This is a genomic window from Sphingomonas sp. PP-CC-1A-547 (assembly GCF_003610375.1).
Lineage (GTDB): Bacteria > Pseudomonadota > Alphaproteobacteria > Sphingomonadales > Sphingomonadaceae > Sphingomonas.
Genome location: NZ_RAPZ01000010.1, coordinates 672,001 through 687,125 on the forward strand (window position 1 = coordinate 672,001; position 15,125 = coordinate 687,125).

The 15,125-nt window shown below is 66.7% G+C and carries 13 protein-coding genes; 7 read left to right on the forward strand and 6 right to left on the reverse strand.

All coding sequences use genetic code 11. The annotated features are described in order from the left end of the window. From rplA to rplL, 4 genes are all read left to right on the forward strand, one after another. Positions 1 to 693, forward strand: a complete 693-nt coding sequence (rplA, locus tag C8J39_RS03905) for a 50S ribosomal protein L1 (RefSeq protein ID WP_056047582.1) — start codon at positions 1 to 3, stop codon at positions 691 to 693. A 543-nt stretch (positions 694 to 1,236) separates the two neighbouring features. Continuing rightward, the gene (locus C8J39_RS18905; RefSeq protein ID WP_207897045.1) at positions 1,237 to 1,374 is read left to right on the forward strand and encodes a hypothetical protein; all 138 of its coding nucleotides are present in this window, start codon (positions 1,237 to 1,239) and stop codon (positions 1,372 to 1,374) included. A gap of 277 nt (positions 1,375 to 1,651) precedes the next feature. Beyond that, the gene (gene rplJ / locus C8J39_RS03915) at positions 1,652 to 2,167 is read left to right on the forward strand and encodes a 50S ribosomal protein L10 (RefSeq protein ID WP_055879768.1); all 516 of its coding nucleotides are present in this window, start codon (positions 1,652 to 1,654) and stop codon (positions 2,165 to 2,167) included. Positions 2,168 to 2,231: 64 nt separating this feature from the next. Then, the gene (rplL, locus tag C8J39_RS03920; protein WP_056047577.1) at positions 2,232 to 2,606 is read left to right on the forward strand and encodes a 50S ribosomal protein L7/L12; all 375 of its coding nucleotides are present in this window, start codon (positions 2,232 to 2,234) and stop codon (positions 2,604 to 2,606) included. A gap of 462 nt (positions 2,607 to 3,068) precedes the next feature. Here rplL and C8J39_RS03925 read toward each other — a convergent pair whose 3' ends face one another. Both C8J39_RS03925 and C8J39_RS03930 read right to left on the reverse strand, forming a co-directional pair. Continuing rightward, on the reverse strand, positions 3,069 to 4,484 hold the full coding sequence (locus C8J39_RS03925; RefSeq protein WP_120299329.1) for a hypothetical protein: 1,416 nt from the start codon (positions 4,482 to 4,484) through the stop codon (positions 3,069 to 3,071). Between the two features lie 284 nt (positions 4,485 to 4,768). Then, positions 4,769 to 6,040 (reverse strand): amidohydrolase family protein, encoded by a 1,272-nt coding sequence (locus tag C8J39_RS03930; RefSeq protein ID WP_120299330.1) that lies wholly within the window; start codon positions 6,038 to 6,040, stop codon positions 4,769 to 4,771. 129 nt (positions 6,041 to 6,169) lie between these two features. Between C8J39_RS03930 and C8J39_RS03935 the strand changes: the two genes are divergently transcribed. From C8J39_RS03935 to C8J39_RS03945, 3 genes are all read left to right on the forward strand, one after another. Continuing rightward, a complete protein-coding gene (locus C8J39_RS03935) occupies positions 6,170 to 8,554 on the forward strand; it encodes a hypothetical protein (protein ID WP_120299715.1) in 2,385 nt (794 codons plus the stop codon). Positions 8,555 to 8,642: 88 nt separating this feature from the next. Beyond that, entirely contained in the window at positions 8,643 to 8,873 is a 231-nt protein-coding gene (locus C8J39_RS03940; RefSeq protein WP_056047557.1) for a hypothetical protein, read from the forward strand. Positions 8,874 to 8,925: 52 nt separating this feature from the next. After that, positions 8,926 to 9,213: a hypothetical protein gene (locus C8J39_RS03945; protein ID WP_120299331.1), complete on the forward strand. Its 288-nt coding sequence runs from the start codon at positions 8,926 to 8,928 to the stop codon at positions 9,211 to 9,213. Positions 9,214 to 9,328: 115 nt separating this feature from the next. On the opposite strand, the gene zwf is transcribed toward C8J39_RS03945, so the two are convergent. The 4 genes from zwf to C8J39_RS03965 all read right to left on the reverse strand — a co-directional run bounded on the left by zwf (position 9,329) and on the right by C8J39_RS03965 (position 15,024). Further along, positions 9,329 to 10,828 (reverse strand): glucose-6-phosphate dehydrogenase, encoded by a 1,500-nt coding sequence (gene zwf / locus C8J39_RS03950; protein ID WP_243649712.1) that lies wholly within the window; start codon positions 10,826 to 10,828, stop codon positions 9,329 to 9,331. A gap of 83 nt (positions 10,829 to 10,911) precedes the next feature. Next, complete coding sequence (locus tag C8J39_RS03955; RefSeq protein WP_165895116.1) at positions 10,912 to 12,459, reverse strand: sodium:proton antiporter; 1,548 nt, start codon at positions 12,457 to 12,459, stop codon at positions 10,912 to 10,914. Between the two features lie 244 nt (positions 12,460 to 12,703). Next, positions 12,704 to 13,489 (reverse strand): SapC family protein, encoded by a 786-nt coding sequence (locus C8J39_RS03960; protein ID WP_056060547.1) that lies wholly within the window; start codon positions 13,487 to 13,489, stop codon positions 12,704 to 12,706. Positions 13,490 to 13,551: 62 nt separating this feature from the next. Beyond that, a complete protein-coding gene (locus C8J39_RS03965; protein WP_243649713.1) occupies positions 13,552 to 15,024 on the reverse strand; it encodes an FAD-binding oxidoreductase in 1,473 nt (490 codons plus the stop codon). Positions 15,025 to 15,125 lie beyond the last annotated feature (101 nt).

Below are 15,125 nucleotides of genomic sequence, written 5' to 3' on the forward strand. Positions count from 1 at the left end.
ATGGCTAAGCTGAGCAAGAAGCAGAAGGCCGTCACGGTCGACCTCGTCAAGCTGCACGGCATCGACGAGGCCATCGGTCTCGCACGGTCGGGCGCCACGTCGAAGTTCGACGAGACGATCGAAGTCGCGCTGAACCTGGGCGTCGATCCGCGTCACGCAGACCAGATGGTCCGCGGCGTCGTCACGCTGCCCAAGGGCACCGGCAAGACCGTCCGCGTCGGCGTGTTCGCCCGCGGCGCGAAGGCTGAAGAGGCCCTCGCAGCAGGCGCAGACGTCGTCGGCGCCGAAGACCTGATGGAAATCATCCAGGGTGGCACGATCGATTTCGATCGCTGCATCGCGACCCCGGACATGATGGGCATCGTCGGTCGCCTCGGTAAGGTGCTGGGTCCGAAGGGCCTGATGCCGAACCCGAAGCTCGGCACGGTGACGATGAACGTCGCGGCCGCCGTCCAGGCAGCCAAGGGCGGCCAGATCGAATACCGCGTCGAGAAGGCCGGCATCATCCACTCGGGCATCGGCAAGGCGTCGTTCCCGGCGGAAGACCTGCGCGCGAACTTCGACGCACTGGTCGACGCAGTGGTCAAGGCCAAGCCGACCGGCGCCAAGGGCAAGTACGTCCAGAAGGTCGCGATCTCGTCGACCATGGGTGCAGGCATCAAGGTCGACACGACCGAGGTTGCTGGCGCGTAAGCCGCACGTGGCTAGCGAAAGCTGGCCACGAGACGGCGAGCGCCCGGCCGGCGCGGGCAACCGCGACCGACGAGGACGGGATTTACTCCCGTCCTGCCGCTACAGTTAAGAAGGGCCGGGAGCGATCCCGGCCCTTTTTCCGTGCGGGCCATATCGGTCGTTCGGCTAAGATCGCCCCTACCCCACTCCGTCATCCTGACGAAAGTCAGCATCCAGGGTTACAAACGTCGCCCCTCTCGGCTCTGGATCCTGACTTTCTTCAGGATGACGGAGGTCGTGGGAAAATACGTGAACCGCGCGCCATTATGGTCCACGTCATGACGCATGATCGAAGCTTCCTGCCACTGTGGCGCGGTAACGCTGTCCGCCGACCTACCGCCTGAATGGGTAGCCGACTGCAACTGCTCGATCTGTCGGCGTTATGGAGTCCTGTGGGCTTATTACCGGGCCAGCGAAGTACGCGTCGCAGCATCCGTTCCGATCGACATCTATAGTTGGGGTGCCAAGACATTACGCTTCCATCGCTGCGGCGAATGCGGATGCGTGACGCATTGGACCAAGGTCGACCCCGCGATCGACCGGATCGGCATCAACGCCCGCCTGATGCCGCCCGACATCCTGGCGGCGGCCCGCATGCGCCGGCTCGATGGCGCGGATACCGGGCTATACCTCGACGCCTGACCCTCTCGGCAATTGACTCCCCCGCCAATTCCGCTAAGGCGCGGCTTCGTTCGGCGGGCTTGCTCGTCGAACTCCGTCCGAGACAGTGGGTGCAGCGGGTTTGCCGGTGCTTAATCTCCCACCTAGACGGGGAATGAGATTTTGCGGAGCGCCTCGTGCGCCTGCCCTCTCCCATGCCCCATCGACGAGACACCCGGAAGCGCGGGCTTGTCTGCGCCTCCGGTAGTAACCGGGTCGTTCGTTTCGGCGGACAGCCCGATAAAACGTGGAGAATGGCATGGATCGTGATCAAAAGACCGCGGCCGTAGCCGAGCTGAACCGTACCTTTTCCGAGGTCGGCGTCGTCGTTGTCACGCGCAACCTCGGCCTGACCGTCGCACAGTCCACTGTGCTGCGGAACAAGATGCGCGACGCCGGCGCGACCTACAAGGTCTCGAAGAACAAGCTTGCCAAGATCGCAATGGACGGCACCGACTACAGCTCGCTGGGCGACATGCTCACGGGTCCGGTCGGTCTGGCCAGCTCCATCGATCCCGTCGCGGCCGCCAAGGTGGTCGTGGAATTCGCGAAGACGAACGACAAGTTCGAAATCGTGGGTGGGGCGATGGGCGCGACGACCCTCGACGTCGACGGTGTGAAGGCGCTCGCAACGCTGCCCTCGCTGGATGAACTGCGTGCCAAGATCGTTGGCCTCATCGTCGCACCCGCGACGAAGCTGGCAACGATCACGCAGGCTCCGGCAGCGCAGCTCGCGCGCGTGCTTTCCGCCTACGCGGAGAAGGAAGCCGCCTGATCTTGCAGGCCTTTCGTTACCTTTTTGAACTGATGGGGCACGAGCCCCGAGATGGAGATTTATCATGGCAGACCTGAACGCGCTCGTTGAGAGCCTGAGCGAACTGACCGTTCTCGAAGCAGCTGAGCTTTCGAAGCTGCTCGAAGAGAAGTGGGGCGTTTCGGCCGCAGCAGCGGTTGCAGCACCGGCAGCAGGCGGCGGCGCCGCTGCTCCTGCAGCAGAAGAGCAGACCGAATTCGACGTCATCCTGACCGGCGACGGTGGCAAGAAGATCAACGTCATCAAGGAAGTCCGTGCGATCACCGCGCTCGGCCTGACCGAAGCCAAGACGCTGGTCGAGTCGGCTCCCAAGGCCGTCAAGGAAGGCGTGTCGAAGGACGAGGCAGCCAAGATCAAGGCTCAGCTCGAAGCAGCTGGCGCTACGGTTGAGGTTAAGTAAGCCGCAGCTGGAGAGACGATTTAGCGTAGCCTAAATCGCACTCCAGCAAGGCCGGCCGGCGGCATTCATGCCGACCGACGAAGCAGGGGCTTTGCCCCTGCTGGCCGCAGCTAAGAAAAAGGGCGGCCCCAGCGATGGGGTCGCCCTTTTTCGTGTCTGGTGATATCGCGTTGCTCATTCCAGCAGGGCTCGCTTCACGCCGGTTCCGATGCGCATCCAAGGTTCCGCAACCAGTCGCGCGCGTAGTGATGGGCGTCGGACGAAAGCAGTCAGCCTTCTGCGGCATAGCTGCGCTGTCCAGCCTCCGCCGCAACCGCGGCATTGTTCTCCCGCGAAGGCGGGAGCCCGGTCTGGGTCCCCGCCTTCGCGGGGAAACAAGTTTTACGTGTACGCCCGGTGTTACCGCTCGAAGCAAGGACATGACCGGGTGTCGAAGGTCAGCACGCCGCGCGAGCCCCTCACCTACCGATCGAACGTTACCGCATGCGGCCGTGCGGCAACCGTCGTGTACATCCGCGCCGGCGCATCGAGCCAGAACGGCGCGAGCTTGGCGGAGTCGACACGTTCGATGCCAACCACCCACGCGCGCGCTGCCTGCGCCTCGTCGCCAGCCGTCACGTACAGGATGTTGGTCGCGACGACCGGCACGAACATCGGCCGGTTGGCCGCGGTCATCGTCCGGATCGCCTCCCGCGCGATCGCCGTCACGGTACGGATCGTCCGCGTTTCGCCAGCCGCCAGCGCGAACGGCGGGGCGACGGGCCGCATAACGGGCGCCGCGTTGAACTGCGCAAGGTCCTGATCCTGATCGGCGTGCGCGGTAAGCAACGCGACGCCGGTGCGGATCGCTTCGGCCGACGCGGTGCCCGTGTTGGTCACGACGAGTTCGCACTCGACGGTTGCGCTCAGCAGATTGAGGCCGGCGCGCAGCGGGCGCAGTTCGCAGGTCAGCCGGGCACGCGCGGCGACTGGCGGAGTAGGTGGCGCCTTGCCCCTAGGCTCGAGAAATTTGGGCGCGGCCATTGGCACGGCAGCAACGGGTTCGACCGCAGATGCCGTGGCAGGGGTGACAGCCGCCGGGGTTTGGACCGGTTCGGAGACGACTGGCTTTGGGGCGACGGGTTTGGGGGCGACGGGCGGGGCGACCAGCTTCGCGGCAACGGGCGGCGGAGTCGGATCGGCATAGGCTTCGGGTTCGATGCTCCCGTACCGGTGGCTGCGCGGCTTGCGGCGGAGCGCCCACAGCGCGCCGAGAACCACGACAATCGCCGTCAGCGAAAGCCACAGCGGCATCGCGCTGCCCTTTTCCGGCGTCGAGAGGGTGGATTCCGGGGTTGAGGCCGGCGTCGTTGCTGGCACCGACGCGGTGGGCTGCGGCGCGGTGGGCTGCGGCACCACTTCGGTGGTCGGGGTCTGCGGTGGCGACGATTGGAGAGCGGGGTCGGGCGCGGGCGCGGCGACGGGTGCCGGTTCGGCCGATGTCGGCGGACGCATTGGCTCGTCGTCCGAAGCGCGCTGTCGGGTCGTTTGTTCCGGCGTTGTCCGGGTGGTTACTCGTTCGCGCGTGGGCGCTTCGGTCGTCGTGCGATCGACGCCTGCACGTTGCGTAGTCGCGCGATCCGTGGCTGGCTTTGCCGCAGCGGTCGAGCGGGGAGTACGACGGGGGGCGGGCGTGGTGTTCGGCAGGACGATCGTCGGCGCGGCGGGCACCGGAATCACGGCGGCATCGGGGTTCGCCTGCGTGCCGGGGGTCTGGAGGCGCTCCAGGCCGCGCACGGGTGCGGCCGGCTCGGTTTGCGCGGCCGCCGGGGTCGCTGTGGCGGCCAGGACGGTCATGGTGGCGAGCAGGGCGGCCAGCGCCCCGCGGTCGGTCGTCATCGTCGAAATCCCCTGCGCGCGGTCGTCGCGGCGTTGTGGGCGGGGGAGGCTGAACGTGACCCGACGGCAACCCGTGATGCGACGAGTTGCTTCTGGGTAGCGGTGAAACGTTGACGGCATGTGAGCTGCTGGCATCGGTGGACTGCACTCCGCCCTTGCCAGCGGAGAGTGTTGCCGCAGGTATCGGAAAGAGCGGACACGGAGCAGGGCGCTTCCCTTACCTCCCCCTCCGTCTGGCAAGGGCCAGCCACCTCCCCCTTGCGGGGGAGGATCAGTAGGCTGGCTTACTTGGGTGCGACGACCACTGAGCCGCCCTTCATCACGAAGGCGGGGTGTTCCAGTTGGCGGACGTCGGCGAGCGGATCGCCGTCGACTGCGACGAGATCGCCGAACCGGCCCGGCTGGATCGCACCGACGTCTGCGGTTCTGGCCAACGCGGTCGCGGCGCTGGAAGTGGCGGCCTGGATCGCCTCCAGCGGCGTCATGCCCCATTCGACCATCTTGGCGAACTGGAGCGCGTTGTTGCCGTTGGGATAGACCCCGCCATCGGTGCCGAACAGCATCTTCACACCGGCGGCGTGCGCCGCGCGGAAGGTCTGGCGCTGCTTGAGGCCGACCTGGCGTTCCTTCTCCAGGCTCTCCGGGAAGACACCGTTCTTGGCGCCCTCGGCGAGGATATAGTCGTCGTCGTAGATATCCATGTCGAACCACGCCCCGCTCGCCTTGGCCAGCTTGAACGACTCGGCGTCGGCGAGGCTGGCGTGTTCGATCGTGTCGACGCCTGCGCGCAGTGCGTCGTTGATCCCCTCGGCGCCGTGCGCGTGGACCGCGACCTTCATGCCGAGCATGTGCGCTTCCTCGACGATCGCCTTGATCTCGGCGAGGCTGATCTGCTGCGCGCCGACGGCGTCGGTCTTCGAGAGGACGCCGCCGGTCATGCAGACCTTCACAACCTCGGCGCCGTATTTGCGGATCGTCCGCACGGCGCCGCGAAACTCGTCGGGGGTGTTGGCGATCTGCGGGTGCGGGACCTGAATAGAGGGCGGGAACTCGGTCGCGTCGCAGTGGCCGCCGGTGGCGCCGAGCGCGTAGGTGGCGGGGACGATGCGTGGGCCGGGAACATAGCCGCGCTCGATCCCTTGTTTCAGCGCGACGTCGTCGTAATTGGCCGAGCCGACGTTGCGGACGGTCGTGAAGCCCGCATCGAGCGTCTTCCGGGCATTCGCCACGCCGACGACGGTCCAGAAATTGTCGGTGAATTCGAGCTGCCGATAGCCGCTGAGCGTCGGGTCGCTGGTCAGATGGACGTGCATGTCGATCAGGCCGGGGAGCAGCGTCCGCTCTCCCAGATCGACGCGTTCGGCGCCGGCGGGCACCGCGTCGCCCTTGCGGCCCACTGCGGTGATGCGGCCATCGACGATCGTCACCTGCGGGTTGTCGACTCGCTTGCTCGCAAGGACGTCGATCATGTGCGCTGCGGTAACGACGACGGTCTTCGCATCGGCATTGGCGGTGGTCGTCGCGAGTAGCGTCGCGATGAGAATGCGCGCGATCATGTAGGTCCCCTTCCCCGTGTTACGCGCTGTGTGCGGTACCGCGGGCGATCGGGCAAGTGCCGCATCTTGCCCTATTGTCGACACCGGTACAGGCCATCTGTGATGCTTCCGACGACGAGATCGCCCGTGATGATGCTTCGATTTCTTCCGTTCTGCGCGCTGGCTGCTGCGCTGGTGCCCTTGGCTGCGCGCGCCGATCCGGCACCGTTCGACCTGACCGGGCCCAGCCTGCGCGTTGGCGTGACGCATGGGACGACGACGTTGCCGATCGCGCAGGTGCCGAGGCTCGCGACCGGTGACCGCGTGTCGATCGCGGCGGATCTGGCCGTCGGCAAGAAGGACGACGGCGCACGCTATCTGCTGGTCGCGGCATTCCTGCGCGGGGCGACCGAGCCGCCGCCGAAGTCGTGGTTCTTCAAGGCCGAGACGTGGAAGGCGAAGAAGAACGCGCTGGCGCTAACGGTACCCGACGGCGCGCGGCAACTGGTGGTGTTCCTGGTGCCCGAGAGCGGCGGGTTCGATGCCGTCGTGTCGGCGGTGCGCAAGCAGCCGGGGGCGTTCGTGCGTGCGGTGCAGGATCTCGACCAAGCGTCGCTCGATCGAGCGCGGCTCGATGCGTTTCTCGACGGGATCCATGCGCTGGAGCGGACGCGGCCGGAGCGGATCGAGGCGGTATCGCCGCTGCTGTCGCGCAGTCTGGCGATCAAGCTGAAGGCGGAGTGCCTCGATCTCGCGGCGGACCTGCAAGCCTCCTGCCTGACGCAAAGCCGCGATTCGCTGGTGCTGGCGGATGGGCAGAGTTCGACGCTGGCGGATACTCTGGTGGGGGCGCCGACCGATCTGGCGCTGCAATTGAGCGCGACGCCGGAGGGCGGGCTTGGCTATTACAGCCCGTATATCGGCGTGGTGCGCGATCTGGCGAAGATCTTCGGCGCGTTCCAGACGACGCAGTTCCGGTACATTCCGGCACTGGCGCGGGCGCATGACGATCGGCTGGCGCTGCTGCTAAACGCCGCGCCGTCGTTTGCCAGCCCGAAGTCGGTGATGGTCGTGGCGATGCCGGTGATCGAGACGGACGCGTCGCAGACCCCGACGATGCGGCGCGCGGAGGCCGATCGGCTGGTCTGCGCGGCCAAGCCCGATCTGGTGCTACCGGTCGAGGGGGCGCCGCTGATCTATGCGACCAAGTTCGCGCATGACATGAGCTTGCGGGTGACGACGCCGCAGGGGGGCGTGGTCGAACTGCCGGTGCAGGCCGATGCCGAGCGTGGCGGCTATGTGCTCGACCAGGTCGGGATGCGGACCGCGGGATTGAGCAGCGTGACCGATGCGACGTTGCACGGCCGCTGGGGCTTCACGCCGTTCGATGGACCGCGGTTTTGGTTGCAGGTGCCGCGTGCGGGCGGGTGGCAAATGGTCGATACCGACCCCGAGAGTCTCGTGGTCGGGCGTGACAACGCGGTCTCGCTGGCGGGGCCGACGCCGAGTTGCGTGGAGTCGGTGACATTGGTTGGTGCGGCGGGCGATGTACCGCTCGCGTGGACGTCGACCGGCGATCGCATTGGCCTGACCTTGCCGTTGGCTAAGATCGCGCCGGGAAAATTGTCGCTGCTCGTGAAGCAATACGGGGTCGAGGCGCCGGACAAGATCGCGTTGATCGCACTCGCAGAGGCAGGGCGGATCGATGGTCTGACGCTGTATGCCGGCGATGCGTCGGGGACGCTGAATGGGACGCGGCTCGATCTGGTGGCGTCGATGACGATCGACGGGGTCGCGTTCAAGCCGGGCGACGTCGTGCGGGCGGACAAGGCGGATCGGCTGGCGCTGGTGGCGGGTACGGTGCCGACGTTCGCGGCGGGCCAGGCGAAGACGGCGCTCGTGACGCTGACCGATGGACGGAAGCGGTCGGTAAAGTTCACCGTCGCGGCGGCGCGGCCCAAGGCGACGCTGATCGCGAAGAGCGTGGTCGTGCCACCCTCCCCTGGCCTGCCGGTCGTGCTGGCCGGGGATACGGCGATCGCGCAGGGTGCCCGCCTGACGTTCTCGCTGCGTGCGGAGGGAACACGATTTTCTGCGGGCGACAGTGTCGAGATCGCGACGGCGGATGGCGCCATGACGACCAGTGTCACGTCGGGGCGCGGGCTGACGGTGCAGGACGATCGGATCGCTGTAGCATCGGTGGAGCCGGGCAAGGCGCTCGGGGTTTCCGCGCATGGGCCGCTCAAATGGCGACTGGTGCAAGGCGGCGTTGCGGGGGATTGGGTGCCGCTCACGACGCTGGTGCGGACGCCGGCATTGGCTGGGGTCGCGTGCAAGGAGACCTGTACGCTGACCGGGACCGACCTGTTCCTGATCGAGTCGATTGCGGCGAATGCCGGGTTTGCCGACGCGATTCGCGTGCCGGACGGGTTCACCGGGGCTTCGCTCGCGGTGCCGAAGCCGGTCGGCGGGACGCTATTCCTGCGGCTGCGGGACGATCCGGGCGTAACGGCGTCGATCGCAGTCGGTTCGTAGCGTTCGCCGTTTGGCGCGCGATCAGTAGTCACCATCGCTGGCCCGTTTGCGGTGGCGGCGGGCGGGCGATTGTCGCTATGGGGCGCGGATGACCGCATCGGATCTCCAGAGCCTGTTCGTCACCAACCTCGTCCGGTACAATAGCGGCGACCGGCGACGGTGGCGGCTGATCGTCGGCGACGTGAAGGTCTACAGCCTCGCGACGCACGCGCATTGCAACTGGGCAGTGACCCCGTCGGGCAGCGCGAGCGAGGTCGACGCGGTCGAGCGGCTGGCGGACCGGCTGCGCGAGGATCATCCCATCATCACCGCCGGCTGACGGCGTCTCATATACCCTGGCGGACGGCCTTTTATCTACGCAGGAGCGACACATGGCGAAGCAATATTGGGCGCAGATCATCGAACTCGACGAGGAAATGACCGCCGCTACGATTCCGGGCGCGACCGATCACGAAGATGCAGCGGATTCGCTGGTGGCGGATTTCGTCGGCGCGATGGGCGGAGAGATCATTTCCGGCGCGGTGCGCGTCTGGGTGCAGGGCGGGGTCGAGAAGGTCTATGACTGGAAGGCGGACTTCACGATGCCCGACATGGACGACATGGGTGACGAGGACGAGATGGAGGTCGAGGGCGAGATCGAGCTGACCGAGCGGGTTTGACCCTGCTCCCCTCCCTGAACTGGAGGGGTTGGGGGTGGGTCGGCCTGTTGGCGGACGTCGTCCGTTCCAAGCAGCCGCCCCCCCCCTGCCCCTCCCTATCAGGGAGGGGTGAAAGTCAGGGGACGGTTTGGCCTGCCGGCGCGAGTTCGTGCCACGTGTGGTCGTCGTGCGCCAGGAGCGCGTCCGCAGCGGCTGGGCCTAGCGTCCCGGCCTCGTAGAGTTCCGGCATGCCAGCGTCATGGGCCCAGAGGTCGAGGAACGGCTGTACCGCGGCCCAGCCCGCCTCGATCGCGTCCGCCCGTTGGAACAGCGTCTGGTCGCCGACGAACAGGTCGTAGATCAGCGACTCGTATCCGGTCAGATGACCGATATCGAAGGCGTCGGCATACCGGAAATCGAGCGCAATCGGCGCGGTCGCCACTTCAAGGCCGGGTCGCTTGATGTTGATGTCCATGCTCAGCCCTTCGTCGGGCTGGATCTGGATAATCAGGCGGTTGGGCGGCAGCATGTCGGCGGCGGCACCGGGGAACGACGCGAATGGGACCGGCTTGAAGGTGATCGCGATCTCGGTGTCGCGACACGCCATTGCCTTGCCGGTGCGCAGATAGAACGGCACGCCCGCCCAGCGCCATGTGTCGACCATCAGCTTCAGCGCGACATAGGTTTCGGTCCGGCTGTCCGGCGCGACGTCGGGCGAGGCGGTGTAGGCGGGGACATCGACCCCCTTCACTTTTCCCGCGGTATACTGGCCGCGGACGCCGTTGCGCTTCGCCTTGCCGGGCGAATAGACGCGAACGGCTTTGAGCACCTTGCCCTTTTCGTTGCGGATCGCCTCGGCATCGAAGCTCGCGGGCGGCTCCATCGCGACCATCGCGAGCAACTGGAACAGGTGGTTGGGGACCATGTCGCGTAGCGCGCCGGTGCCGTCGTAGAACTTGCCGCGGGTGCCGACGTCGACCGTCTCGGCGGCGGTGATCTGGACGTGCGCAATGCAGTCCGAATTCCAGACGCGCTCGATCATCATGTTCGCGAACCGCGCGGTCATGATGTTCTGGACGGTTTCCTTGCCCAGGAAATGGTCGATCCGGTAGATTTGCGCCTCGGACACGCGGGCGAGGATGCGTGCGTTGAGATCGCGGGCGGAGGCAAGGTCGTGGCCGAACGGCTTCTCGATCGCGATCCGGCGGAAGCCATGCGGCGTCTCTGCCATCAGGCCGTGGTCGGCGAGCTTGTCGACGATCGTGCCGAAGAACTTCGCGGGCACCGCGAAGTAGAACGCGACGTTGCCGTTCACCCGGGCCTTGAGTTGCTCGAAGACGTCGTCCTTGGTGAAATCGCCCTGGAGATAGCCGACTCGGTCCTTGAGCCGCGCCCATGCGTCGCCCTTCTCGCCATCGCCCTCGCCGCCCTTCGCATCGAACGTGCCAAGCGCCTCGCGCAACGACTGGTCGTTTCCTTCGTCGATGCCGACGCCGAGCACATGGAAATCATTCCCGACCAGCCCGAGCCGGGTCATGTTGATCAATGCCGGCATTAACAAGCGGCGGGTCAGGTCACCGAAGGCACCGAAGATCACGAGCGTCGTCGGCGGTGCGGGCTTCACGGACTTGCTCACGAATTCGCCTCTGGCATGCATCGACCCTTTCTGCGGTGGTTCCTTCAAACCGCATAGCGTGTGCCGATGTTCCCCGCACGCCCTCAGGTCGCCGTGAGGATGTTGTCCCCGAACGCACGCGCGTCGACCTCCGCCCAGTCGAGTTCTTCCTGCAGGCGGCGATAGACGTCCTCGGCTACCTCGCCCTTGTCGCGCATCTCGTGGAGCACGACACGCTGGCAGGCGATCATTTCCAAGTGGAGTTCGTCGAATTCGGAGGTCGCCTGCGGATCGTCCGCTTCGGCGGTGACCTTGCCCGCCGCGCCATAACGGAACCTCAATGCATCCGCCGCCGCGCCCTCGCGTGCCGGCAGCACCGCAAGTCCAGCATCGATCAGCCGCTTACGCGCGGGGGCGATCTCGTCGGCCAGCCCGGTATCCGCGCCAAGTTCCAAGCGACGGATCAGCGGGCCGAGCGTCAGCCCCTGCAGCACCAGCGTGCCGATCACCACACCGAATGCCGCCAGCACGATCAGGTCGCGCCCCGGTACCGACCGCGGCAGCGCGAACGCGGTCGCGAGCGTCAGCAGGCCTCGCATGCCCGACCAGGACAGGATGATCGACGCATTCCACGGGGGCGGCTTGGGCAGCCAGGACGGCGCGTAGCGGTTGGCGATTACGCCCTCGACGAACCGCACGAAGAACACCCAAGCGATACGCATGACGAGTACGGTCGCCAGCACCGCGGCGGCGAACCCGATCGCGGGCCAGCGCTCGGCGGCGGGCAGGCCGACCAGCACGTCGCGCGATTGCAGCCCCATCAATGCGAACGCGATGATGTTGAGGACGAGGACCGCCGCCGACCATACCGCCGCGCCCTGCAACCGATCGCGCGCGGGCTGGCCGATCGGGCGGCGCTGCGACACGATCATCCCGAACGTGACGACCGCGAGCACCGGCGAGATATGCAGCCGCTCGGCGAGCAGCCAGATCCCGAACGTTACCGCAAAATCGGCGAGGCTCGCGCCGAGCGTCCGCGCGAACAGCGGCGTCACGCGGAGATACAGCCACGAGGCGATGACGCCGAGGACGATCCCGCCCGGCACCGCCGCGGCGAGCGCGAGTGGCGTCACCGGCGTGTCGGAATGCGTCGCGAACGCCACCGCGAGCCCGAACAACAACAGCGCCGTGGCGTCGTTGAGAAGGCTCTCCCCCTGCAGCAACAACAGGCCGCGGCGCGGGATGCCGACTTCGCCGAGCACCGCTTCCGATGCGGCGGCATCGGGCGGTGCGACGATCGCACCCAAGGCGAACGCGGCGGCTAGCGGTAAACCGCCTAGCGTGACACCGACTAGGGCGACCGCTGCGGCGGTGACGAGTACGGCGAACACGGCGAGACTCAGCAGTGGGAACCAGTGTCGCCGCAACGCGCGCGGGCTGGTGTGATACGCGGCGTGGAGCAACGCAGGTGCGATGAACAAGGCCAGCGCCAGATGCGGCTCGACCATGATCTTCGGTGCGAATGGCAGCGCGGCAAAGCCGATCCCGGCCACTGCCAGCAAGGTGGGATACGGCACGTTCAACTTGCGCGCGAGGACCAGCAGGACCAGCGCGGTCAGCAGGATGACGTCGAGACTTTCGAATAATTCCACGGGCACGCAACGGGTGGGAGGAGCGGACGGGCCCGCCGCATTGCGCAGGCCAAAAAAAACCACCCCGTGCGTATCGCACGGAGTGGCCTAGGTTCAGGGAGGAGGGACGCTAGAAGCGTCCCGTACGGCGCCGCGAAAGGGGGGGACACGATGCCGTACAGGACCTAAATGGGTGAGCGCCGTTTTGGTTCAACCCCTGCTGCACCGCACCCCAAATAATTTTCGCGGCCTGCCGGTTTCGCTATCAGACGTTGAACTGCGCAGGGGCCGGCATCTGCTGCTGCGGGGTCATGCCGAGCTGCGCCTGGCGCGCGAAGATGTCGCGCATCAACGACAGCGAGAACAGGTGTGCGTACAGCAGCGGGAGCATGCCCGACTTGCTCATCTTGCGCAGCGCGTCGCCGCGCAGGTCGATCAGCTTTTCCTCGTTGATCATCTGGAAGCCGCGATAGACGAACGGCTGCTCGGCGCCGTCGGGCTGGATCGTGACTTCGCCGTCCATCAGCAGTTCGAGTTCGCGCAGCTCGTTCATGAAGTTCTGCGTGCGTGCGCCGGCCTGTTCGAACGACTCGTTGAAGCCGAGGATGTTCTTGGTCAGCTCGGTCGGCTGGCCGTTCTCGAACAGCGCATCGCCGTCCTCGAAATCGCCGATCGCCTGCGAGGTCGGGTCGAAGCAGAGCGACAGCTCCTGCGCATCGGGATGCAGGCGCGCGAGCATGTACGGGTAACGGCGGACGTACGCCGGTACGTAGAAGGTGTTCTCGGTCAGCTTGCCGTCTTCGCCGACGAACACGTTGACGCCCTCGTTCAGGCCCATCAGCGCGAGCGGGATCGCGTCGTCACCGACCGAGAAGACGATCGGCATGTGACGCTGGACTAGCGGAAACTCGTCGACGGTGATCGGGATCGCATGCTGGCCGACCAGGAACGGCGCGCTGTCCTGCGGGCGGACCTTGTAGTTGGCATGCGTGTCGCTCGAAAGCGGCTCGAGGCCATTGTAGAAAAGCGGAAGCTGGGCGGTGCTGGCCATGTTACTCTCCGGATCGGTCGGTCGAAATGCCGGTGGCTCATGCCACCGATTGGGGCGAGGCTCTATGGTGCGCCGGGCGGGCGTGCAAGTGTGACAAGCTTGCCGGGGTTGAGGATGCCGAGCGGATCGAGCGCGGACTTGATCGCGCGGAGTGCCGTCATGCGGGCGGGCGACGAGAGGCGTTCGAGTTCGTCGCGCTTCATCTGGCCGATGCCGTGCTCCGCCGAAATCGAGCCGCCGGCCGCAACGACGAGGTCGCCGACGAAGCGGGTGACGACCGGCGCATCCTCGGCATACCAATGCGAAGGGTCGGTGCCGGGCGCGGCGCGGACGTGGAAATGGACGTTGCCGTCGCCGAGATGGCCGAAGCCGCTCGCGTGCGTGCCGGGGAAATGCGCGTCGCACGCCGCCGCCGCCTCGATCATGAAGCGCGGCATCGTCTCGACCGGGATCGAAATGTCGTGCTGCGTCGCAGGGCCAAGCGCGCGTTCGGCGGCGGAGAGCGAGTCGCGCAGGAGCCAGAACGCCTGCGACTGGGCTTCGCTGGTGGCGATCGTCGCGTCTTCGATCGCGCCGTCTTCGAGGGCTTTGCCGAGCAGGCGTTCGAGCAGCGCGGACGGGGACTCGCCTTCGGTGGTGGCCGAGGTCGCCTCGATCAGGAGGTGCCAGGGGTAGCGGCCGGCGAGTGGCGCGCGGGCGTTCGGGAGGTGCGCGATGGCGGCGTCGAGCGACTCGGCGGGGAGTATCTCGAAGCTTTCGATCGCGTCGGTCTTCGCCTGCATCGTGCGCAGGAGCTTCAGCGCGGCCTGAGGGGACGCTATGCCGACCCACGCCGTGCCGCGCCCTGCGATTGCGGGGGCGAGGCGAAGCGTGGCGGCGGTGACGATCGCCAGCGTGCCCTCCGCCCCGATGAAGAGCTGGTCGAGGTCGTAGCCGCGGTTGTCCTTCTTGAGCGCGGACAGGCCGTCGTAGATCGTCCCGTCGGCGAGCACCGCTTCGACGCCTGCGACTAGGCCGCGCATCGTGCCGAACTTGAGCACCTGCGTGCCACCAGCATTGGTCGAGACGAGGCCGCCGATCGTCGCCGTGCCACGCGCGCCGAGCGTCAGCGGGAAGCGCCAGCCCTGCCCTTGCGCAGCGCCGTCGAGGTCGGCGAGGATCACCCCGGCTTCGGCGATGGCGAGCCCGGCGTCGGCATCAAGGCTGCGGATGCGGTTCAGGCGACGCAGCGACAGAATCAGCGCACTGCCGTCGGCGGGGGCGGTCGCGCCGCCGACCATCGAGGTGTTGCCGCCTTGCGCGACCAGCGGAACGCGGTGTTCGGCGGCGGCCGCGACGATCAGCGCGACTTCGGCGGTCGAGGCCGGTGCGAGCATCGCAAGCGCGGCGCCGTGGAAGCGGCCGCGCCAATCGTGCAGCCAGGGATCGATATCGGCGGGGTCGGTGACGATCGCCTTCGCGTCGAGATGCGAGGAGAGCGATTCGAGCATTGCCGCCTGCGAAGGCGTCAGGATTGCTGACTGAATTTCGGCCATGTACGCGGCGCTAGACAAAATTCATCGCGCGTTCAACGATAGGCGCTAACGATTACGTCAGCATGATCCAGACACCATGATTCACCCCGCGATACCCGCCA